Annotated in this window: 18 protein-coding genes; 11 read left to right on the forward strand and 7 right to left on the reverse strand. The window is 73.3% G+C overall.

All coding sequences use genetic code 11. From position 1 onward, the window contains the following. Positions 1-148: 148 nt before the first annotated feature. Complete coding sequence (locus ABZW30_RS09640) at positions 149-415, reverse strand: zf-HC2 domain-containing protein (protein ID WP_355670483.1); 267 nt, start codon at positions 413-415, stop codon at positions 149-151. Between the two features lie 58 nt (positions 416-473). Between ABZW30_RS09640 and ABZW30_RS09645 the strand changes: the two genes are divergently transcribed. The 5 genes from ABZW30_RS09645 (at position 474) to ABZW30_RS09665 (ending at position 5,107) form a co-directional block, all read left to right on the forward strand. Beyond that, positions 474-1,037, forward strand: a complete 564-nt coding sequence (locus ABZW30_RS09645) for a sigma-70 family RNA polymerase sigma factor (RefSeq protein WP_355670484.1) — start codon at positions 474-476, stop codon at positions 1,035-1,037. 235 nt (positions 1,038-1,272) lie between these two features. Next, positions 1,273-2,430, forward strand: coding sequence for an MFS transporter (locus tag ABZW30_RS09650; RefSeq protein WP_355670485.1), 1,158 nt, complete (start codon positions 1,273-1,275; stop codon positions 2,428-2,430). Further along, positions 2,394-2,669: a hypothetical protein gene (locus tag ABZW30_RS09655; protein ID WP_355670486.1), complete on the forward strand. Its 276-nt coding sequence runs from the start codon at positions 2,394-2,396 to the stop codon at positions 2,667-2,669. The genes ABZW30_RS09650 and ABZW30_RS09655 overlap by 37 nt, the downstream gene beginning before the upstream one ends. Positions 2,670-2,710: 41 nt before the next feature. Continuing rightward, positions 2,711-4,081, forward strand: coding sequence for a cytochrome P450 (locus ABZW30_RS09660; RefSeq protein ID WP_355670487.1), 1,371 nt, complete (start codon positions 2,711-2,713; stop codon positions 4,079-4,081). A 66-nt stretch (positions 4,082-4,147) separates the two neighbouring features. Continuing rightward, positions 4,148-5,107: an isocyanide synthase family protein gene (locus tag ABZW30_RS09665; protein ID WP_355670488.1), complete on the forward strand. Its 960-nt coding sequence runs from the start codon at positions 4,148-4,150 to the stop codon at positions 5,105-5,107. On the opposite strand, the gene ABZW30_RS09670 is transcribed toward ABZW30_RS09665, so the two are convergent. Genes ABZW30_RS09670 through ABZW30_RS09680 form a run of 3 tightly spaced genes read right to left on the reverse strand, consistent with a single transcriptional unit; the run spans position 5,101 to position 8,087 of the window. Further along, a complete protein-coding gene (locus ABZW30_RS09670; protein ID WP_355670489.1) occupies positions 5,101-5,922 on the reverse strand; it encodes an ABC transporter ATP-binding protein in 822 nt (273 codons plus the stop codon). The two genes, ABZW30_RS09665 and ABZW30_RS09670, sit on opposite strands and share 7 nt — an antisense overlap. Continuing rightward, positions 5,919-7,007 (reverse strand): iron ABC transporter permease, encoded by a 1,089-nt coding sequence (locus tag ABZW30_RS09675; RefSeq protein ID WP_355670490.1) that lies wholly within the window; start codon positions 7,005-7,007, stop codon positions 5,919-5,921. The genes ABZW30_RS09670 and ABZW30_RS09675 overlap by 4 nt, the downstream gene beginning before the upstream one ends. Positions 7,008-7,010: 3 nt before the next feature. Then, a complete protein-coding gene (locus ABZW30_RS09680; RefSeq protein ID WP_355670491.1) occupies positions 7,011-8,087 on the reverse strand; it encodes an ABC transporter substrate-binding protein in 1,077 nt (358 codons plus the stop codon). 145 nt (positions 8,088-8,232) lie between these two features. On the opposite strand from ABZW30_RS09680, the gene ABZW30_RS09685 reads away from it, so the two are divergent. Both ABZW30_RS09685 and ABZW30_RS09690 read left to right on the forward strand, forming a co-directional pair. Continuing rightward, a complete protein-coding gene (locus tag ABZW30_RS09685) occupies positions 8,233-9,039 on the forward strand; it encodes a helical backbone metal receptor (protein WP_355670492.1) in 807 nt (268 codons plus the stop codon). 49 nt (positions 9,040-9,088) lie between these two features. Continuing rightward, positions 9,089-10,129 (forward strand): transglycosylase SLT domain-containing protein, encoded by a 1,041-nt coding sequence (locus ABZW30_RS09690; protein ID WP_355670493.1) that lies wholly within the window; start codon positions 9,089-9,091, stop codon positions 10,127-10,129. Between the two features lie 80 nt (positions 10,130-10,209). Here ABZW30_RS09690 and ABZW30_RS09695 read toward each other — a convergent pair whose 3' ends face one another. The 3 genes from ABZW30_RS09695 to ABZW30_RS09705 all read right to left on the reverse strand — a co-directional run bounded on the left by ABZW30_RS09695 (position 10,210) and on the right by ABZW30_RS09705 (position 15,418). Next, a complete protein-coding gene (locus ABZW30_RS09695; protein ID WP_355670494.1) occupies positions 10,210-12,297 on the reverse strand; it encodes a hypothetical protein in 2,088 nt (695 codons plus the stop codon). Positions 12,298-12,500: 203 nt separating this feature from the next. Then, entirely contained in the window at positions 12,501-14,087 is a 1,587-nt protein-coding gene (locus ABZW30_RS09700; RefSeq protein ID WP_355670547.1) for a lipase maturation factor family protein, read from the reverse strand. 254 nt (positions 14,088-14,341) lie between these two features. Beyond that, on the reverse strand, positions 14,342-15,418 hold the full coding sequence (locus ABZW30_RS09705) for a GAF domain-containing protein (protein ID WP_355670495.1): 1,077 nt from the start codon (positions 15,416-15,418) through the stop codon (positions 14,342-14,344). Between the two features lie 432 nt (positions 15,419-15,850). On the opposite strand from ABZW30_RS09705, the gene ABZW30_RS09710 reads away from it, so the two are divergent. The 4 genes from ABZW30_RS09710 to ABZW30_RS09725 all read left to right on the forward strand — a co-directional run bounded on the left by ABZW30_RS09710 (position 15,851) and on the right by ABZW30_RS09725 (position 20,625). Beyond that, a complete protein-coding gene (locus tag ABZW30_RS09710) occupies positions 15,851-17,119 on the forward strand; it encodes an acyl-CoA dehydrogenase family protein (RefSeq protein WP_355670548.1) in 1,269 nt (422 codons plus the stop codon). A 604-nt stretch (positions 17,120-17,723) separates the two neighbouring features. After that, a complete protein-coding gene (locus ABZW30_RS09715) occupies positions 17,724-19,814 on the forward strand; it encodes an ATP-binding protein (RefSeq protein WP_355670496.1) in 2,091 nt (696 codons plus the stop codon). Next, positions 19,814-20,245 carry a roadblock/LC7 domain-containing protein gene (locus tag ABZW30_RS09720; protein ID WP_355670497.1) on the forward strand — a complete coding sequence of 144 codons (432 nt, stop codon included), beginning with the start codon at positions 19,814-19,816 and terminating at the stop codon, positions 20,243-20,245. Before ABZW30_RS09715 ends, ABZW30_RS09720 begins: the two co-directional genes overlap by 1 nt. Continuing rightward, on the forward strand, positions 20,242-20,625 hold the full coding sequence (locus tag ABZW30_RS09725; protein ID WP_355670498.1) for a DUF742 domain-containing protein: 384 nt from the start codon (positions 20,242-20,244) through the stop codon (positions 20,623-20,625). Before ABZW30_RS09720 ends, ABZW30_RS09725 begins: the two co-directional genes overlap by 4 nt. The last annotated feature ends 45 nt before the right edge of the window (positions 20,626-20,670 follow it).

Here is a 20,670-nt window from a genome sequence, read left to right on the forward strand (position 1 = left end):
GACGCCTCCTCCGGGAAGTGCGGTGTGCCGCGCGGCTGCCCACGGACTCCTTCGGTGCCGCTTCGCGCGGCACCGTTCCCAGCCTTCCCCTCGGGACCTTCCCATGCCTGACTACGACGGCACCCCGGCTCCGGCCGACGCCACCGTCCTACCGCTCCGCGGTCTGCGGCCCCTCCGGAGCCTGACCGAGCGGACCGTCCGCCCCCAGCCGGGTCAGCAGCCGGGCCGACCACTCCGCCGACGGCCCGTCGGCGGCGGCCGCCCGCACCCGGCCGCGCAGCCGCCCGGCCCGATCCAGCCACTCCCGACAGCCGGCGCAGCGCGCGAGGTGCTTGTCCAGCCGGGTGCCCGGCAGGCCACTCGGTTCACCGTCGAGCCGGGCGGACAGAGCGGTACGGAACTGCGCGCATCTCATGTGACCATCGTCCCGCACGGTTGCCACACCGGGACGGCGGGCCGGACGGGGGGCCGTCGTGGATGACGACCAGCTCACCACGCTCGCACTGACCGCCCGCTCGGGCCGGGCAGCCGACGTCGAGGCCTTCGTCCGCGCGACCCAGCGGGACGTGTGGCGCTTCGTCGCCCACCTGACGGACGTCCAGTCCGCCGACGACCTCGCCCAGGAAACCTTCCTGCGCGCGCTGCGCGGCCTGCCCGCCTTCGCCGGACGCTCCTCGGCCCGCACCTGGCTGCTGTCCATCGCCCGGCGCACGGTGATCGACCGGTACCGGATGGCCGCCGCCCGGCCGCGCTGCGCGGCACTGCCGGACTGGCAGGAGGCGGCGGAACGGCAGAGCGGCACCCCGACGGCCGGATTCGAGGACGGGATCGCCCTCGGGGACCTGCTCGAGCGGGTGCCCGCGCAGCGGCGGGAGGCCTTCGTGCTGACCCAGGTGGTCGGCCTGAGCTACGCGGAGGCGGCGGCGGTCGCGGGCTGCCCGGTCGGCACCGTACGCTCCCGGGTCGCCAGGGCGCGGGAGGAGCTGATGGCGCGACTGCGGGCGGCCGAGACCGGGGAGCTCGCGGCGGCCTGCTGAGCGGCGATGAACGGACGACGGATAACAGATAACAAATAACAGATGACGGCTGACAGATTTCGAAATCTGTCGGCCGTCATCTGTCAGCCGTCATCTGTAATCCGTTACCTGAAAGCCGCCCCTCGAAAAAATTCCCCCAGGTGTTCGGAACTGGAGTCGCCGCGCCCCCGACTGCTGTACCGGACCCCGCCGCCGAGGCGGTGCCCGGAACGGCTACGGGGAAACGGAGGATCTCATGGCGGCGCGACACCGGACGACCGCAGCATCGCTGACGGACGGCCAGGCACAACCGGTCGACCGCTGGAGTCTGGTCGTCGCCGCCGGGCTGCTCTCGTTCGTCGCTATGCTCGACATGAACGTGGTCAACCTGGCGCTCACCGACATATCCACCGGCCTGCACGTCTCCCCCGGGGTCGCCCAGTGGGCCGTCCTCGGATACCAACTCCCCCTCGTCGCACTGCTGTTGCCCGCCGGGCGGCGGCTGGACCAGGTCGGCACCCGGTCCGCGCTGCTGCTCGCGGTCGGCTGCTTCGCCGCCTGCAGCGTGCTGGCCGCCCTGGCCCCGTGGGCGGGTTGGCTGATCGCGGCACGACTGCTGCAAGGTGCCTTCGGGGCCGTGCTGTTCGTCCTGATGCCGGTGCTGGCCGCGACCTCCGTCCGGCCAGAGCTACGCGGACGGGCGATGAGCGTGCCCGCGACGCTCGGGCCGCTCGGGGCCGTCACCGGTCCGGTGGTCGGCGGTCTGCTGCTGGACCATCTCGGCTGGCGGGCGATCTTCCTGGTAAAGCTGCCGGTCTGCCTGGCCGCCGTCCTGATCGTGCGGCGGAACACCCCGAGGCGCGGCGGGCTTCGACTGCCCGACCGGGGTTCGCTCGGCGATGCCGCCCTGATCGGTGCCGCGGTTGCCACCGTCCTGCTCGGACTCACCCTGGCGCCGCAGGCCCCGCAATGGCTGCTGCTCGCGCTGCCCGCCGTACCGCTGGTGCTGTTGTGGCTGCGCCGCCCCGGTGGTCGGCCGGTCGCCGAGGTCCTGCGGGCCGCCGGAACCGCCGGGGTGAACGCCTCGGTGCTGGCGCTCGCCGCCGGCTTCGCGGCCTGCCAATACCTGCTGGTCCAGCACCTGCGCGGCCCGCAGGGCGAGAGCGCGACCGCCACCGCGCTGACCATGCTGGCCTTTCCGCTCGGCATGGTGCTGGCCGGGCGGGTCGGCGGGCGGCTGGCCGACCGTTGGGGCGCCCGGCCGACGGCGCTGACCGGTGCCGCCATCACCGCCCTCGGTCTGGCGCTGCTCATTCCGGTGGGCGCCGACTGGTCCGCCCTCGACATCGCCGCCGGCTCGCCCTCGCCGGTGCCGGGATGGGCCTCAACGGCGGCCCCACCCAGGCACTGGTGATGTCCGCCTCCCCGCGCGGGAAGCTGGCCACCGCCGGTTCCGCCGTCCAGCTCTCCCGCAGCCTGGGCTTCGCCCTCGGCCCGGCCCTGGCCACCGCCGCGGCCCTGGCGGGCGACCGCGCCACCACCGGCACCCACGCGGGCATCGCCCTGGCCGCCACCGTCGCCGCCACCGCCGTGGTGCCGCTCGCCCTGCACCGCCGCAGCCCGCAGGCCCAGGGGCTGCCTCTTGGGTCCTAGGCCGAAACAGACACACCCGCCTCACCGGAGGATGCACACCCATGACCGATACCACCCACGTCCCGGCCGCGACCGAGGCCACGGGCGAGGCCTCGCGCTGCCCGTACGGCTACGACCGACTCCCCGACCCCGTCCCGTTGTACGGCTCGGCGTACAAGACCGACCCGTACCCGCTCTACCGCCGGATGCGCGCGGCCGGACCGGTGCACCGGGTGGAGTTCCCGAGCGGCATCCACGCCTGGCTCGTCACCGGCTACCAGGCCGCCCACGCGACCCTCAACGACCCCAGACTCGGCAAGAACCACGCTCTGGGCAACGAGAATTGGCGCCGGCTGGCGTCGATCATGCCGGAACCGCAGCACTCCCAGCTCCAGGTCCACCTACTGCACCAGGACCCGCCCAAGCACACCGCCATGCGCCGCCTCGTCCTGGACGCCTTCACCCCTCGCCGGGTGGAGTCGCTGCGCCCCCGGTTGCAGGAACTCGCCGACGCCCTGGTGGACGGACTTCCCGGGACCGGCGGCGCCGACCTGGTGGCGGGCTTCGCGGCCCACTACCCCTTCCGGGTGCTCGCGGAAGTCATCGGCCTGCCCGCCGAGTTGGCGGACCGCTTCGACCGCGACTGGGGCAAGGTGGTCCAGCCCGTCGGCCCCCAGGACCCGGGCCGCCCGGCCTACGAGGCACGGCTGCGCGGCCTGCAGACGTACATCGCCGATGTCGTCGCCCACAAGCGCGCCGACTCCCGGGCGCCCGGCTGGACGGAGGGCGAGGACCTGCTCGGCCGGCTCGTCGTCGCCCACGACGCGGGCGAGTTGAGCCGCGAGGAGCTCGACTCGATGGTGTTCCAGCTGCTGGTCGCCGGGCAGGAGCCGGTCACCAACCAGATCACCACCATGCTGGTCACCCTGCTGCGCCACCCCGAACAGCTCGCCGCGCTGCGCGGGAGCCTGGACGAGCCCGGCCGACTGGCTCGCGCGGTGGAGGAACTGCTGCGCCACGACGCCGCGTTCGAGCTCACCACCTGGCGCTTCTTCGCCGAGGACAGCGACCTGTTCGGCACCACCGTCCCGGCCGGCGACTCGGTGATCGTCTCACTCTGCGCCGCCAACCGCGACGACGCGCAGTTCCCCGAGGCCGACCGGCTCGACCTCGACCTCGACCTCGACCTCGACCTCGACCTCGACCGCACACCCAACGCCCACCTGGCCTTCGGCCACGGCATCCACTACTGCCCGGGCGCCGCCCTGGCCAGGGCCGAGCTCCAGATCGCCGTCGCCGCCCTGCTCACCCGGCTGCCCGGACTGCGCCCCGCCGAGACGCCCGGAGACGGCCCGGACGACCTCGCCTGGATCCCCGCCGTCCTGGCCCGCGGCGTCAACCGCCTGCCGGTCGCCTACGCCCGCCGCACCTGAACGTCACCCGCCCGGCTCCGCCTGTCCGAAGCCCGCACGCCCGCCCATCCGTGGAGGAGACCCATCATGCCGCCCGTCGGCACCGTCCCCGTCGTCACCAGCGCCCCCGAGCAGCGGTCGACGGCGCAGCTCGCCGCGCGCATACTCGGCCTGCTGCTGCCGCACCGCCGCGCCTCCGATCCGGAGTTCGACGCCAGGCCCGAACACTTCCCGTTCCAGTTCGCGCAGTTGGCGGACTTCATCGCCGCCGGTGAGCCGATCGTCTTCACCCTGCCGGGTTTCCCGTGCAAGTCGCCGAACCCGGCGAAGGTGCTCAGCCACCTGCCCGACGAGGGCGAGCGGCTGTCGCTGACCTTCCTGGACGGGCTCTGCGCCGAGATCGGCCGGATCCACCCGCCCGGCGCGCGGATCCTGATCTGCTCGGACGGGCACATCTTCGGCGACCTGATCAACGTCCCGGACGAGCACATCGACGAGTACTCGGACGAGTTGACCGCGATGATCGAGCGCGAGGGCCTCCGCCACCTCGACACCTTCGACCTGCGAGCGGTGCTGGGCGACCTTCCGTACGACCGGAAGCGGGCCCGGGTGCACGCACAATACGCGCCCAGTGTCCAGGAGTTGCGCGAACAGGTGATGACCGAGGAGGAGACCCTGCGGCTCTACCGCGGCATCACCCGATTCCTCACCGAGGACGCCGTGGGCTTCCCCGGCACCAAGTCGGCCCTGCAGCGGGAGTGCCGCCGCCGCGCGTACGGGGTGATCCAGCGCAGCCGCGCCTGGGGCGAGTTGATCGCCGAGCAGCACCCCCGGTCGGTGCGGCTCTCCATCCACCCGCAGCCGGCCGGGGTGCTGAAGTTCGGCATCCGGTTGCTGGAGGCGGCCGACGCCTGGATGACGCCCTGGCACTCGGCGGTGCTCCACCGACCTGACGGCACCTGGGAGTTGCTGCGCAACGAGGAGGCGGCCCGGCTCGGCCGGCCGGTCATGCGCGAGGGCCGGCCGAGCCACTACGAAGGCTACTGAGACCCGAGCTGCCGAGACCCGAGCCGCTGGGGTACGGAGACGCCGGCCGGAGCGCGGTGGTCGAAGGCGATCAGCGGGTCGCCGGTGAGCGGGTGCTCGACCACCGCGGCCCGCACGCCGAAGACCTCGGCCAGCAGGTCAGCGGTCAGCACCTCGCGCGGCGCCCCCGAGGCCACCAGGGCGCCCCGGTGCAGCACGTGCAGCCGGTCGCAGACCGAGGCGGCGGCGTTGAGGTCGTGCAGCGCGACCAGGGTGGTGCGGCGCTGTTCCCGCAACAGGGCGAGGAGTTCAACCTGATGCCGGACGTCCAGGTGGTTGGTCGGCTCGTCCAGGACCAGGACGGCCGGCTGCTGGGCGAGCGCGCGGGCGAGCAGTACCCGCTGCCGTTCACCGCCGGACAGTTGGGCGAACCGGCGGTCGGCCGCCTCGGCCATGCCGACCCGGGCCAGGGCCTCGGCGGTGATCCGGTGGTCCTCGGCGTCGTCGGCCGCGAAGGCCCGCTTGTACGGGGTGCGGCCCATCGCGACCACCTCGCGCACGCTCAGCTCGAAGTCCCCGCCGCGCTCCTGGGGCAGCGCCCCGATGTGCCGGGCGGACTGCGCGGGCCGCAGCTCCGCCAGGTCCCGCCCGGCCAGCAGCACCCGCCCGGCACTCGGCCGCAGGTGCCGGTAGACGGTGCGCAGCAGGCTGGACTTGCCGCTGCCGTTGGGCCCGACCAGCCCGGCGATCTCCCCCTCCTCGGCGACCAGGTGGACCCCGGCCACCACCGTCCGGCCGGCCAGGGCGACGCTCAAGTCCTCGACGGCGATCCTCAATTGCGCTCCAGTCGTCGGTCCAGCAGGTAGAGCAGGGTGGGGGCGCCGAGGACGGCGGTGACCACGCCGATCGGCAGTTCCTGGTCGTTCAGGGCGGTGCGGGCCACGGTATCGACCACGACGAGGAGCACCGCCCCGGTGAGCGCGGACAGCGGCAGCAGGCGCCGGTGGTCGCCGCCGACCAGTAGTCGGCAGACGTGCGGCACCATCAGTCCGACGAAGCCGATCGCACCGGAGACGGCGACCAGCACCCCGGTGAGCACGCTGGTGACGACGAACACCTCGCGGCGCAGCCGGGCGACGTCCACGCCGAGTCCGGCGGCCGTCTCGTCGCCCATCAGCATGGCGTTCAGGCCCCGGGCGCGGGCCTGGAGCAGGACGAGTCCGAGCGCCACCGCGACGACGGGAACGGCGAGTTGGGCCCAGACTGCGCCGCCGAGGCTGCCCATGAGCCAGAACAGCACGCCCCGGGTCTGCTGCTCGTCGCGGGTCTGCAGGACGAGGTAGCTGGTGATGCCGCCGAGGAACTGGGCGATGCCGATGCCGGCCAGCACTAGGCGCAGCGGGGAGAAGCCGCCGCCGCGCCGGGCCATCAGCCAGACCAGGGAGAACGCGGCGAGCGCGCCGGCGAACGCCGCCACGGAGACGGTGAGGCCGAGCGCGCTGCCGAAGGAGAGTTCGAGTCCGAAGGCGGCGCCCAGGACGATGGTGGCGACCGCCCCGAGCGAGGCGCCGGAGGAGATGCCGAGCAGGTAGGGGTCGGCGAGCGGGTTGCGGACCAGGGCCTGCACGGCGGTGCCGACCAGGCCGAGCCCGGCGCCCACCACGGCCGCCAGCAGGGCGCGGGGGACGCGCAGTTGCCAGACGATGAGGTCGCGGGTGCCGGGCTCGGGGGCCCGTCCGGTGAGGTGGTGGGCGACCACCGACCAGACCTCGCCGGGCGGGAGGTCCACCGAGCCGAGCGAGACGGCGGCGGTCAGCGCGAGCAGCAGGGCGACGGCGAGTACGGCGGCCAGCGGCCCGGCCCGCAGGGCGCGGGCCGGGAGGCGGACGTCGGCGGCATCGGCACGAGCGGCCGAAGTCATGTTCTACTGGCCGTTCTTGACGAGGTCGGGGTGGACGGTGACGGCGATCTGCCGGACGGCGTCGGCATTGCGCACCCCGGCGATGGTGGTCACCTCGGAGCCCAGCCGCACGAAGTGCCCCTCCTGGACGGCCTTCAGGCCCTGGGTCGCCGGGAAGCTCCTCAGGAACGCCTCGGCGTCGTCGAAGGCCTTGCGGGTGGCCTCCTCGCTGCCCCGGTTGCGCACGGCCAGCTGGATCCAGTCCGGGTTCTTGGCGACGACGTCCTCCCAGGAGCCGGGCTTGAAGTCAGCGTCGCAGTCGGCGAACACGTTGCGGGCCCCCGCCTGGGTGATCACGGCGTTGGCGATCTGCCGTCCACAGACGGCCGTCGGCTGCTTGGTGCCGGCGTCGAAGTCGAAGACGAAGTAGCTGGGCCGCTTGTCGTCCGGAACGCCGGCGAGCGCGGTGCGGACCTCGCCGATCCGCTTCTCCATCCCGGTGACGAGTTCCTCGGCGCGGGCCGCGGTGCCGGTGACGGCGCCCAGACGGCGGATGTCGTTCTCGACCTCGGCGAGGTCGGTGCGCGGCGCCTTGGCGGCCTTCGGGGTGCCGGCGCAGGCGGTGGACAGCAGGTAGACGTGCTGGATGCCGGCCGCCGCGAACTCCTCCTCGCTGGGCCCGGTGGCGCCGCCGCCCATCATCGGCATCGCGCTGAAGGTGTCGACGTACAGGTCGGCGCCTGAGCCGAGCAGCTTCTCCTTCGCGATGACCTTGTCGCCGAGCACAGGCACCTTGGCGCCCTGCTCGGCGACGTCCGCAGGCAGAGTGCCCTTGCCGGGCGGGAAACCGGTGCCGATCACCCGGTCGCCGGCGCCGAGTTGGAGCAGCATCTCCAGGCTCGACGCGTTGCTGGTGACGATCTTCGCCGGGGCCTTGGCGACAGTGGTCTCCTTGCCCATGCAGTCGGCGACCTTGACGGGGTAGCCCCCGGCCGGGGCGGCCTGGGCGGTGACGGAGGCACTCTGTCCGCCGCCGCTTCCGCAGGCCGTGGCGAACAGGGCGACGACGGCCGCGATACCGCAGACAACGCGAGGACGCATGACAACTCTCCTGGTCGGTGATCGTGCTGAGGGCCCGAAGCTGCGGGCCCGGACCAGGTAGTCGGGTCGTACCCGCGGCGGGTTCCCGGCGATTTCCGGACTGTCGGCCGGCCCCGCCCGATGGCCCGGCACGTAGGGTGGCCGGATGGCCGAACCCACCGTGCTGCGCGACGACCTCGACCTGCCCGTACGGCTCGGGCCGCACCCGCCGCGACGGGTGGTCTCACTGGTGCCGTCGCTCACCGAGGCGGTCGCCGTCACCGCATCCGGCCTGCTGGTCGGCGCGACCGACTGGTGCAACCACCCCGCCGACCTGACCGTCACCCGGATCGGCGGCACCAAGAACCCGGACGTGCCGGGCATCCTCGCGCTCGAACCGGACCTCGTCCTCGCCAATGACGAGGAGAACCGGCGCCCCGACCTGGATGCGCTGCGGGCCGCCGGGGTGCCGGTCTGGGTCACCGACATCCGCACCCTGGACGACGCGTTCCGCTCGCTGGACCGACTACTCACCGCCGCCTGCCGACTGCCCCGCCCGGCCTGGCTGGACGAGGCCGAAGCGGCCTGGTGCGACGTGCGGCCCGCGGCGGACGGCCCGCGGGCCATCGTGCCGATCTGGCGCCGCCCGTGGATGGTGCTGGGCCGCGACACCTTCGCCGGGGACCTGCTGCGCCGCCTCGGCCTGCAGCTGGTCCACGCCGACCACCCCGAGCGCTACCCGGCCGTACCGCTGCCCGAACTCCTGGCGAGCCGACCCGAGTTGGTGGTACTGCCGGACGAGCCGTACCGCTTCACCGGCGAGGACGGCCCGGAGGCGTTCCCGAACGTCCCGGCCGCCCTGGTCAGCGGACGGCACCTCACCTGGTACGGACCCTCCCTGGTGACCGCTCCGACCGTGCTGCGGCAGGCGATCGAGCACGCGTTCGTACAAGGCTCGATGAGCACACCGTAGGATGACCGGCACTCGCCGGGATCACCGGCGACAAGTGGGGGGACCACGCATGACGCTGAGCACCGCCCGGCGGACACTGATCCTGGTGTCCGCCACGGCCGTCTCCACCGCCTTCCTGGCGGGTTGCGGCACCAAGCAGGCCGACGACCACCAGAACGCGGCCGCAAGCGGTACGCCCGCGGCGGCCACCGCCTCGTCGAGCGAGACACCGAGCGCGAGCCCGTCCGCGAGCGCCACCCCGACGCCGACCGACTCGGCGTCGGCCGGCCCCAGCGCCTCGCGCAGCCCGAGCGCCGCTGCCAGTGCCAGCGCGGGCAAGACGGCGAAGGCCGCACCGAGCAGCCCGGCGGGCAACGCCAAGGCGGCCACCAGCAACGCGGCCGCCGCGCCCGCCACCCAGCCGCCGGTCGCCAAGCCCGTCATCGCCGCCCCGGTGCCGACCGCCAAGCCCGGCGCGGTCGCGCTCCCGCCGCCGCCCGCACCGCCGGCCCCGCACGTGCCGCCGTTGCAGAGCGGCTGCCAGCCCAGCAAGCCCCAGCCGGACGAGCCCAAGAAGGCCGTCGGCGCCGCGCTCACGGCGGCAGGCGGCCAGTCCCGGGTGCTCACCCTCAGCTCGGGCGGCACCGACAAGCTCCCGCCGCTGCCGGTCAACCTGGTCAAGGCCGTCGCCTGGCAGGAGAGCGGCTGGCAGTCCGGCATCCTCGCCTGCGACGGCGGGATCGGCACCATGCAGGTCATGCCGAACACCGTCAACTGGATGAACGGCAAGTTCGGCACCACCTCCGACCCCAAGACCCTGGCCGGCAACGTCCAGCTCGGCACCCAGCTGCTCGACTGGCTGGTCGCCTACTACGGCGACTCCTCCTTCGGCGGCAAGTACGACCTCTCCCCCGACCCGGCCACCGGCAAGACGCCGCTGCTCGACCTGGTCGTCTCGGCGTACAACGCGGGCGCGGGCAACGTGCACTACAACACCGTCACCGACCCGACCACGGGCGAGGTCGTCGGCAGTCTGGACATCCCGAACCCGAAGTACGTGGCCAACGTGAAGGCACTGATGTCCAGCCAGCCGTGGAACAAGGCCGGCTGACGGCTGCGGATACGGACGGATACGACACAGGGCCCGGGACGCTTGGGGCGTCCCGGGCCCTGCTGTCGGGTGCTGAGGCGTCAGCCGCGCGCGACGGCGGCGACGGCGGCGCCCAACGCCTCCTTGATGCGGGGACCGAGGCGGGCGAAGCCCAGCTCCCTCATGGCGGCCCGGAGCAGCTCCTCGTCGGTCCGCTCGGTACCGTCGCCGTCGATCCACCGGACGACGGCGAGCAACTCGTCGGCCGAGTAGGCGGTCACGGGGCGGCCGGGGGTGAAGTCCGGCTTCTCGGGACGGCCGACGGGGGCCTCAGCGGGCTCAGCGGCAGCGGGCTCGGGCTCGACGGCCGGGGCTTCCTCGACGGCCTCGGGCTCGACGGCGACCTCGACCTCGGCGATCGGCTCCTCCACCTCAACGACCTCGGGCTCGGGCTCGGGCTCAGCAACGAGCTCGGGCTCGGGCTCAGCAACGAGCTCGGGCTCGGGCTCAGCGACGACCTCGGGCTCGGGCTCAGCGACGACCTCGACGGCCGACTCCTCGGCAGTCTCTGCCTCGGCCACCGGCTCAACGGCTGCTGCCTCTTCGAGCTCGACGACAACGGCCTCGGCCTCAGCCTCGGCGATCAAAGCCTCGACAGGCTCCTCAACCTCGGCAGCAGCGTCTTCGACCTCGACGGCGGGCGCCTCGACGGCAACCTCGACCTCAGCGACCGACTCCTCAACCTCGACCACCTCGGGCTCGGCGATCAAAGCCTCGACAGGCTCCTCAACCTCAACGGCGGGAACCTCGACAGCAGCCTCGACCTCAGCGGCAGGCTCCTCCGCCTGCTCTGCCTCGGCCAGGGCCTCGGTCGCGGCGGCCACCAGGTCGTCGGCGGCCGGGGACGGCGCCGGGAGGGACACCACGGCGGCCGGGGCCTCCTCCTCCGTCACCTCCTCCGCCGCAGCCGCCTCGACCTCGACCTCGACCTCGACCTCGACGGAGTCCACGTCCGATTCCGAAGCCGCCTCGACAACCTCAGCGTCGGCCTCGGCCGGAACCTTAGCCGAGACCTCGGCTGCGACGACCTCGGCCTCAACCGGAGCGGTCACCGAGACCGGCGCCTCCTCGGCGAGCCCGTCCCGCTGCCCACCGGCCAGCGCCTGACGCGCAGCAGCCTCGGCGTCGACGTCCGGCTCCTCGACGCGCGGCTCCTCGGCAACCAGCTCGCCCGAATCCGCCAGCCCGTCCCGCTGCCCGCCCGCCAGCGCCTGGCGCGCCGCGTACGCGGCCTCGGCGGCACGGCGGTCGGCCTTGGCGGCGGTGAGCTCGGCGAGCAGGTCGCCGAGGCCGGCCTCTTCCAGGGTGGCGCGCAGGCTGCGGATGGTGGGCAGGCGGTAGAGGGTGCCCTCGTCGGCGGCGAGGCGCTCGACCAGGTCGACCAGGTCCGCGAAGGCGAGCCCGTCCAGGTCGTGGTCGGGCAGCAGGCGGGCGAGGTCGCGCAGGCCGGTGTTGATGGCCTCGAAGGCCTGGGCGGTGCGGTCGACCAGGGAGCCGTCGGCGGGCACGCTCGGGACGGTGCCCGCCGGGGCGAGGGCGGCCCAGGCGCGACGCTCGATCTCGGCGGAGGTGAGGGCCTCGTGCAGGTCCTCGCGGCGGACCCGGCGGTCGGTGGCCAGGGCGGCGGCCTGCTTGCGCAGCGCGCGGCCGCGCAGCCAGGAGAGCTTGACCCCGTTCTCTCGGCGCCAGCTGCTGTCGGCAGTGGCGGCCGCGAGGGCGGTGAGGTCGACGTCGTAGGCGGCCGAGGTGAGGACGGCGGAGGTGCGGTGGACCCGCTGGAGCAGCTCGACCAGCAGCGCGGTCTTGGCGACGCTGTCGGGCTCGTCGAGCTTGACCTCGGCGGCCAGCGCCGTGACGGCTTCCCAGGTCTGCTGGAGGTCGCGGCCGCGCAGCTCGGCCAGGGCGGTGGAGGCGCCGCGGGCGTCCTCGGGGGTGGCGACGGTGTCGACGGCCGCGTACCAGGCGTGGGTGTCGGCGCTGAGGGTGAAGGCCCCGAGTTCGGCGTAGCGGCCGAGGTCCTCGCGGAGGTCGGTCTCCGCGGCGGCGTCCTGGGGGTCCTTGACGTCTGCGGCGCCGGCGACGTCCGCCGGGTCGGCTGCGTCGGCGTTGCGCGAGTGAAGCACTGTCATGTCTGGTCCGGTTCTGGGCGTCGACGGCGGGGCTGGCGGCGAGGGGGCGACGGACCGGGTGCGCGGATGCCCCTGGGGCGGGGCCGGGGGCGCGCGGTCGGGCCGCCGGTTGTGGAGGCCCAGAATACGGGTGCCCGTTCGAGCCTTGCACGCACCCACCACCGGACGGGCCGGTGTCGTATGCCATACCGCCCGCCTGGCCGCTACTCGGGAGGGCCGCCCGGGTGGTCCGCCCCTGGTCCGGACGGGTGGCCGGGCCCGTGGCCGGGGTGCTCCGTCCGGGGCGGTCGGCGCCGCCGGAGCCCGTCCAACGGGACCTTGCGGACGCCGCGGGCCGGTCGGCCGAGCGGCGGACGGTACCCGGCCCGGGCGAGGGCGTGTCGGTCGACCGGCGCGAGGTACTCGTACAGCGCGGTGCGGTGCCACCACGCGCCGGTTTCCCGTAGCTCGCGCCATCCGGTGAACCGGTAGAGATAGAGGGTCGCCCGGACGTGGGTCGGCGGGGCGTCGGGGAAGGGGTTGTGGCGCAGCAGCCTCAGGGTCGCCCGGTCGCCGGCCAGCAGGCGGGCGACGAAGGGCAGGAACCAGGGGCGGGCGTAGGCGGGTGAGATGCCGGCGAACCACATCAGCCAGTCCAGCCGCAGGTGGTAGGGGGCGTACTGGCGCGGGAGACGGCGCACGTCGCCGGGTTTGCCCTTGAAGCCGTACTCGCGCCAGACGGTGTGCGGGGTGAGGACGGCGTCCTCGGTGCCCTCGACCACGACCTCCTGGCGCAGCCGGTTGACGCTGCCGAACGCGCCGTAGGTGTTGACGAGGTGGATCCGGTTGAAGGAGCGGTTCATCACCTGGCGGCGGGAGACCATGTTGGTCACCGGCCAGTAGCTGAGCACCAGGACGGCGACGGTCAGCGCGATGACCAGCACCTCGTACCAGACGGGGGTGCCGGGGTAGCGGCGGGCGTGGACGGGCAGACCGAGGCGGGCCGGTTCGACCGCGGCGAGGGCGAGGGTGATGGTCAGCCAGTTGAGCCAGGCGAAGTTGCCGGAGGCGACCAGCCACAGCTGGGTGGCGACCACGGCGCAGGCCGCGTAGCTCGCGATCGGCTGCGGGAGCAGCAGACAGACCGGGACGACGAGTTGGACGACGTGGTTGGCGGCGACCTCGACCCGGTGCAGCGGGTCGGGCAGGTGGTGGAAGAACCAGCTGAGCGGTCCGGGCATCGGCTGGGTCTCGTGGTGGTAGCGCAGGCAGGTCAGGTCGCGCCAGCAGGTGTCGCCGCGCAGTTTGATCAGTCCGGCGCCGAACTCGACCCGGAAGGCCAGCCAGCGCATCAGCCACAGGACGAGGGTCGGCGGGGCGGTGTCGGCGTTGCCGAGGAAGGCGGCGAGGAAGCCCGCTTCGAGCAGCAGGGACTCCCAGCCGAAGGAGTACCAGGTCTGGCCGACGTTGACGATGGAGAGGTAGAGGATCCAGAGCACCGCCCAGAGCAGGACGGAGGCCCAGCGCGTGACGGCGTCGCCGAGCCCGGCGGCGACGGCGGCGGCCAGGGCGGCACCGCCCCAGGCGACGGCGGCGAAGAAGCGGTCACTGTAGTGGAGGTGGAAGAGGCTGGGCGCCTGGCGGAACGGGACGCGAGCGGTGAAGCGGGGCACCGGCAGCATGCCGTCGGCGCCGATGAGCGCGCGGAACTGCGCGGCGGCGGCGAGGAATCCGATCAGGTAGAGGCCGGCGAGCAGTCGTTGGACGAGCAGCCGGCTCAGCCAGTAGTCGGGGGCGGCGAACCAGTCCATGCGGCCCATGCCTACCATCGGCGGCCCCCGGCCGGGCCCGGCCGGGGCGCGTGCGGCGGGCGGTTCACCCGCTCGGCCCGGGGGCGGAGGGATGGGGTGCGCGGCCGTACGCCACTGCGCGATGCCCCGGACAGCACCGTGGCGGGGAGCCTCTCCTCGGGGGTGAGAGGCGCCCCGCCACGGTGGTGGACGGTACGGAAGGTGGAGCCGGCGGCCGCGGCCGCGGTGCCGCGCGCGGGCGGCGGGTCGGCGGCTCAGCTCGGCAGGACGAGTCCGGACCCGCCGGCGAGGCCGGGGCGGCCGGTCGCGGTGGCGGCGCCGTTCTGCTGGAGCCGGTCGACCAGCAGCGCGGCCAGCGTGCCGAGTTCCTCCTCGGTGCGGGACTGCGCGGTGACGTCCATGCCGACGGTGAGGACGCCGTTGACCTGGCCGGTGCGCACGCCGCGCAGCGGGGTGCAGGTGAAGCTGAAGATCTGCTGGATGCGCTGCGCCTCGGGGCGGCCGGACTGGACCCGGACGTCGTTGAGGACGGTGGCGCGGCCGGTGTGGTACGCCTCCGTGACGGCCTGCTGGAGGCCGGCCGCGCCGAGCTGCGGGTAGGCCGTGCCGATCGACCCGTACGCCACCGGGGCACCGAAGGTGTCGGCGTGCTGGGCGTTGGCGTAGCGGATCTCCTGGCCGGGGCCGTCGGTCAGCATGATCGGGAACGGGGAGCCGTCGAAGGCGGCGAACATCTCCTGCTGCTGGGCGAGCAGGTTGTCGCGCAGCCGGATCTCGGAGAGCAGCGCCTCGGCGAGGTGCTGGATGTCGCGCAGCCGCTCGCGCCCCCACTGCCGGGGTTCCCGGTCGAGGACGCAGACGGTGCCGATGACGGTGTTGGTGTCGTCGACGAGGGGGGCGCCGAGGTAGGCCCGGACGCCGAGCTCGTCCACGACCGGGTTTCCGGCGAACCGGGGGTAGGCGAGGATGTCGTCCAGTGCGAGGGGCGAGCGCTGGGCGACGACGTGCGGGCAGAAGCCGTGACTCAAGGGCATCTGACGGGTGGGGAGGTCGAAGGCGATGCCCCGATCCGCCCAGGAGGCGCCTTCGTCGGACGCGACGTCGGACGAGTTTGGCGGAATGTAGAGCCCCCGGAACATCTGGCGCTCGTCGTTGATGAAGTTGACCATCGCGATGGGAGCGCGGGTGATGCTGGCTGCCAGGTGGGCGAAGCGGTCGAAGGCCTCGTCCGCGGAGGGTTCGTTGAGACCCAGGCTGCGCAGCCTGCGGGTCCGCTCGGACTCCCCGGCAGCACCCGGGAACTGGCCTTGAGTGCTCATCACATCAGTCATGGCGCACATGTAATCAGACATCGGGGCGCCGCGGTGCTACCGGGATCGCTCGCCACCTCTGCTGATGAACAGTCAAAGCAGCATGTGAGCGGCCCCGCGACGGATCGGCGGAGCGGATGAAGATCACTTCCCTCCCGGCGCCACACCAAACCACTCGATAAAAAGATGAGCCGGATTCCGCCAATCCAAGATCAACTAGCTGTGGAGTCGGTGTGTGCATATGACAATGAGCCCTGCCGAAGACACGGACGGTAGTTCCCACCCTCTGGGAAACCCGCCCCGGGGGTCCGCATTGGCCCGGTTGCGAGGACGCGATCGGCCCCGCCACACCTCCACACCCCCACCCGAAATCCACGGGGGAGCGGTCGGAGCGGAATCGACGGCACGAACGGAGGCACGACACCCACGCAACGAGAGGACCAGAGCATGGCGATGGACTACTTCACCGACGAGCGCCACGAGAGCCTCCGGGCGGAGGTCCGTGAGTTCGCGGAGAAGGAGGTACGCCCCGAAGTGGCCAGAATGGAGGCCGACCGGGAGGTCGAGTTCGAAATCTCCCGCGAGATCGCCCGCCGCGGCTGGATAGGCGTCACCATCCCGCGCGAGTTCGGCGGCCTCGGGCTGGGACACCTCGCCAAGACCATCATCGTGGAGGAGCTGGCCCGGGTCAGCGGCGCGATGGGCGCGATGACACAGGCCTCCCAGCTCGGCGTCGCCAAGGTCATCCACTTCGGCTCGAACGCCCAACGGCGCAAGTGGCTAACGAAGTTCGCGTCCGGGGAGTCGCTGCCGACCATCGCGGTCACCGAGCCGGAGTCCGGCGGCCACGTGCTCGGCATGTCCGGCACCGCCCGCCGCGAGGGCAACGAGTACGTACTCAACGGCCGCAAGGTGTTCGTCGGCAACTCGCACATCGGCGACGTCCACGGCGTGGTCCTCCGCACCGACACCGGCACCAAGGGCCTGTCCGCCTTCCTGGTCGAGAGCGACCGACCCGGCTTCCGCGCCGGGGCGATCGGCACCCAGGGCGGGTTGCACGGATTCAGCTTCGGTGAGCTGGTCTTCGAGGACTGCCGCATCCCGGCGGGCAACCGGCTGGGCCGGGAGGGCCAGGGCCTCGACGTCGCCTACTCCTCCTCCACCCTGTACGGCCGGCTGAACCTGGGCGCCGTCGCGCTCGGCATCCACGTCGCCGTCGTCGAGGACACCGTGCGCTACGCCGAGGAGCGGGTGCTGTACGGCAAGCCGCTCAACCAGCTGAACAGCGTCGCGCTGAAGCTGGGCGAGATGCAGTCCCGGCTGATGACGGCCAAGTTGGCCGCCTACCACGCCTCGCACCTGCTCGACCTCGGCAAGGCCTGCGACGCCGAGCTGATGAACGCCAAGCTCGTCAACACCGAGTACGCCATGGACTCGGCGCGCCAGGCGATGGAGATCTTCGCCGCGCGCGGCACCCAGGAGGAGCACAACATCATCCGCTACCTGCGGGACGCCACCCACATCTACGCCCCGGCCGGCACCTCGGACGTGCAGAAGCTGCGGCTGGGCCAGGTGGCTTCGGGCACGTACGGCAAGCAGTGGTCGGCCGAGCTGGCCGACCTGGCGAGCTGGGCGTGGACGGAGCTCAACCAGGTGGAGGCCGAGGCGAAGGCGCAGCGCCCGCGCGGCGGTCGGGTGGTGCCGATCTCCATGGCGAGCTGAGCCGGACCGGGTCGGAGCCGAGCCCGGCCGAGCCGGGCCGAGCTGAGTGGTCGTCCGGTTCGGAACCGGCTCCGGGGCCCGCCGTTGGGCACCGGAGACCGCCGGAAACCGCCGCCCGAACGGCGGCGAACCTGCAGCACGACGACTGTTTGACCTGTTCCTGACGGCTCTTCGGGAGGCGCACCCGGCCTCCCGGAGGGCCGTTCCCGCGTCGCCGTTACCGCACTGAACTGCGGCGTTCCGTCGACGAACGCATCCACCGGGAGCGGGTGGCACTTCCATCAGCCGTTCACATATCGCCAGTTGATGTTGCGATCAGGGCACCTGGGACTGATAGGTTTCCTGCCGTCGGCGGCCGTGGCTGCACTCCGCCCGGACGGTGACATTCCGTCACTCCGTCCGGCAACCCCGGCCTCGGTGCCCTGAAGCCCGTCCGGGCCGCACGGGCCGCACGGGCCGCACGGGCCGACCCCGCCGTTCGGACCCGCGACCCGGCCTGCAACTCGGCCCTGCGACAAGGAATCAGATGCCAGGCATATCGGCCCCCCGCACGGGCCACCGCGCCGGCCGGTCCGGCTCCCTCCGCAGCTCGCTCCTCGCGCTCGTGCTGGTTCCCAGCCTGGGCCTCGCCGCCGCCTGGGGCTACGCCGCCTACCTGCTGCGCGACGCCGAACACCGCACCGCGCTGGTGGCCGGCACCGCCGTCGTCGCCGTGGTGCTGCTGTTCAGCCTGATCCGCGGCGTCCGGGCCGCCCGGACGCTGTCCGCCCGGCTGGCCGGCCTGCGGACCGACACCCTCGCGCTCGCCCAGCAGGAGATCCCTGAGGTGGTCGGGCGGCTGCGCGCCGGGGAGACCGTCCCCACCCCGCCCACCTGGGCGCCGTCCCGGCGGATCGGCGACGAGGTCCAGCAGACCTCGGACGGCCTGGCCGCCGTCCGGCAGGCCGCCGTCGCGGCCATCGTCCACCAGGCCCAGGGCCGGGAGGGGACGAAGAAGGTCTTCCTCAACATCGCCCGCCGCACCCAGATCCTGATCCACCGGCAGATCAGCATGCTCGACGCCCTGGAGCGCGAGCACGAGGAACCCGAGCTGCTGCGCGAACTGTTCGCGGTCGACCACCTGGCCACCCGGATGCGGCGCAACGCCGAGAACCTGGTCATCCTCGGCGGCGCGCTGCCCGCCCGGCGCTGGCGCAACGCCGTGCCCGTGGTCAACGTGCTGCGCAGCGCCGTCTCCGAGACCGAGAACTACGCCCGCGTGGTCGTCCAGGGTGTGCCCCGGGCCTCGCTCAGCGGGCAGGCCGTCGCCGACGTGATCCACCTGATCGCCGAGCTGATCGAGAACGGCACCACCTTCTCCCCGCCGTACACCCAGGTGCAGGTCTCCGCGCAGGAGGTCCCCAAGGGCCTGGCGGTCGAGGTCGAGGACCGCGGCCTCGGCATGACCGAGGACGAGTACGAGCGGCTCAACGAGTACCTGGCCAACCCGCCCGAGCTGGACGTCTCCGCGCTCGGGGACGACCTGCGGCTCGGCCTGTTCGTCGTCGCGCGGCTGGCCGCCCGGCATGACATCCAGGTCACCCTGCGGCCCTCGCCCTACGGCGGCACCCGGGCCGTGGTGCTGGTGCCCTCGGTGCTGCTGGAGCAGGCCGAGCAGCCGGCCGCGGTGCCCGGACTGCCCTCCGGTGCACGGGTCACCCGCACGCCGGTGCCGGAGCAGCAGCCGACGGCGGACGGCGACCTCGGGGAGGTCGACGAGGAGCTGTCGGGCGCGCTGGCCGGGGTGCTGAGCGGGCTGCTGGGCGGGGGGCCTGCGGGTCCGGCCGATGGTCCGTCCGCTTCGTCCGTTCCTTCTGCTCCGCCTGTTCCGTCTGTTCCGTCTGCTCCCGAGGGGCTCGTGGCTGCGGCCCCCGGGGAGCCGGACGGCGGCGTGATCATCGGTGAGCTGCTCGGACGGCAGGACGGGGAGGACGGCGCCGCCCCGTCCAACAGTGCGCTGTCGGTGGGCGCCGAGATCCCCGGGCTGCCCGGTGCGGTGGTCGTGCCCCGGCCCGCACTGCCCCGGCCGTACGACCTTCCGACGGAACCCTCGGAGCTCGCCGCCGGGCTCGCGGCGGACCTCGCCACCGGCATCGGTTCCGGCCCTGCCTCCGGTACTCCAGGCCAGGTTTCCGGCGCTTCCGGCCACGCATCCGGCACCTCCGGTCTTCCGGACGGACCGTTCGCGGACCCGGCGGCCGCCTTCGACGGGGTCCCCGCCGATCGCTCGGCGCCCACCCACGAACGCCCGCGGGAGGACCACGTGGAGCACGGCCCGGACGGCGAACTGCGCACCCCGCGGGTCCTGCCGCAGCGGGTCCGCAACGCCAGCCTCGCCGAGCAGCTCCGCGAGGCCCACGCTCCCGGCGCGATGATGCCGCCGGTGTCGCCGGCGTCCTCGATGTCGCCGTCCCGGCCGTACGGGGCGCACGCCGCCCCGAGCGGCCCCCGCTTCGACGGCCGTGATGCCGACGACGCCTCACCGGCGCGCTCGCGCGCCACCATGGCCGCCATCCAGCGCGGCACCCGGAGCGCCCGCGCGGCCGGTACCGAACCGGACGCGCCCGCCATTGCCCCCAACCCGGCCGCCCCTTCCGCCCCTCAGGAAGCCCCTGCGGAAGCCTCCGCCGTTCAGGAAGCCAAGGAACAGCAGTGATGACGCAGCACACCGACACCCAGCGCGACCTCAACTGGCTGCTGGACCAGCTGGTGGCGCGGGTACCCGAGACCCGGCACGCCATCGTCCTCTCCGAGGACGGCCTGCTGGTCGGCATGTCCCAGGGCCTCGACCGGGCCGACGCCGAGCACCTGTCCGCCGTCGCCTCCGGCCTGCAGAGCCTCGCCCGCGGCGCCGGGCACCGCTTCAACGGCGGGCGGGTCCGGCAGACCGTGGTCGAGATGGACCAGCTGTTCCTGTTCGTCACCACCGCCGGGCAGGGCGCCCGGCTCGCCGTCCTCACCAGCGAGCAGGTGGACGCCGGGCTGATGGCGTACGAGATCAACATGCTGGTCAAGCAGGTCGGCCAGTACCTCACCGCGGCGCCGCGCAGCGACGCGGGCCAGGTCGGCGCGGGTGGCGGTGCGTGACCACCGCCGACGCCGACGAGGGCTGGTTCTACGACAAGGACGCCGGCCATCTGGTCCGCCCCTACGCGATCACCAACGGGCGCACCGGCCCGGTCCGTGACGGCTTCGCGCTGATCACCCTGGTGGTCACCGCCGACCCGCGCACCGACACCAGCCGGTTGGCACCGGAACCGGCCGCGATCCTCGACATGTGCCGCGAACGCCCGCTGGCCGTGGCCGAGATCGCGGCCACCATGGACCTGCCGGTGAGCGTGGTCAAGGTGCTGCTGGACGACCTGGCGGAGGCCCGGCTGATCCTCACCCGGGCCCCGGTCCAGCTCGCCGAGGCGCCGGACATCTCGCTGATCCAGGCCGTGATCGAGGGCGTCCGCCGGCTCTGACCGGCGGGCCCGCCCCTCACCGCACCACCCCGTTCCCATCCAGGA

It is taken from the genome of Kitasatospora sp. NPDC004669, from assembly GCF_040609455.1.
GTDB lineage: Bacteria > Actinomycetota > Actinomycetes > Streptomycetales > Streptomycetaceae > Kitasatospora.

What these genes read in the sequence shown, in the direction of transcription:
- ABZW30_RS09695 (WP_355670494.1), bottom strand. Translation starts at nt 12,297, where the DNA reads ATGACAGTGCTTCACTCGCGCAACGCCGACGCAGCCGACCCGGCGGAC.
- ABZW30_RS09720 (WP_355670497.1), top strand. Translation starts at nt 19,814, where the DNA reads ATGACGCAGCACACCGACACCCAGCGCGACCTCAACTGGCTGCTGGAC.
- ABZW30_RS09650 (WP_355670485.1), top strand. Translation starts at nt 1,273, where the DNA reads ATGGCGGCGCGACACCGGACGACCGCAGCATCGCTGACGGACGGCCAG.
- ABZW30_RS09655 (WP_355670486.1), top strand. Translation starts at nt 2,394, where the DNA reads ATGGGCCTCAACGGCGGCCCCACCCAGGCACTGGTGATGTCCGCCTCC.
- ABZW30_RS09710 (WP_355670548.1), top strand. Translation starts at nt 15,851, where the DNA reads ATGGACTACTTCACCGACGAGCGCCACGAGAGCCTCCGGGCGGAGGTC.
- ABZW30_RS09700 (WP_355670547.1), bottom strand. Translation starts at nt 14,087, where the DNA reads ATGGACTGGTTCGCCGCCCCCGACTACTGGCTGAGCCGGCTGCTCGTC.
- ABZW30_RS09665 (WP_355670488.1), top strand. Translation starts at nt 4,148, where the DNA reads ATGCCGCCCGTCGGCACCGTCCCCGTCGTCACCAGCGCCCCCGAGCAG.
- ABZW30_RS09675 (WP_355670490.1), bottom strand. Translation starts at nt 7,007, where the DNA reads ATGACTTCGGCCGCTCGTGCCGATGCCGCCGACGTCCGCCTCCCGGCC.
- ABZW30_RS09690 (WP_355670493.1), top strand. Translation starts at nt 9,089, where the DNA reads ATGACGCTGAGCACCGCCCGGCGGACACTGATCCTGGTGTCCGCCACG.
- ABZW30_RS09685 (WP_355670492.1), top strand. Translation starts at nt 8,233, where the DNA reads ATGGCCGAACCCACCGTGCTGCGCGACGACCTCGACCTGCCCGTACGG.
- ABZW30_RS09705 (WP_355670495.1), bottom strand. Translation starts at nt 15,418, where the DNA reads ATGACTGATGTGATGAGCACTCAAGGCCAGTTCCCGGGTGCTGCCGGG.
- ABZW30_RS09640 (WP_355670483.1), bottom strand. Translation starts at nt 415, where the DNA reads ATGAGATGCGCGCAGTTCCGTACCGCTCTGTCCGCCCGGCTCGACGGT.
- ABZW30_RS09660 (WP_355670487.1), top strand. Translation starts at nt 2,711, where the DNA reads ATGACCGATACCACCCACGTCCCGGCCGCGACCGAGGCCACGGGCGAG.
- ABZW30_RS09680 (WP_355670491.1), bottom strand. Translation starts at nt 8,087, where the DNA reads ATGCGTCCTCGCGTTGTCTGCGGTATCGCGGCCGTCGTCGCCCTGTTC.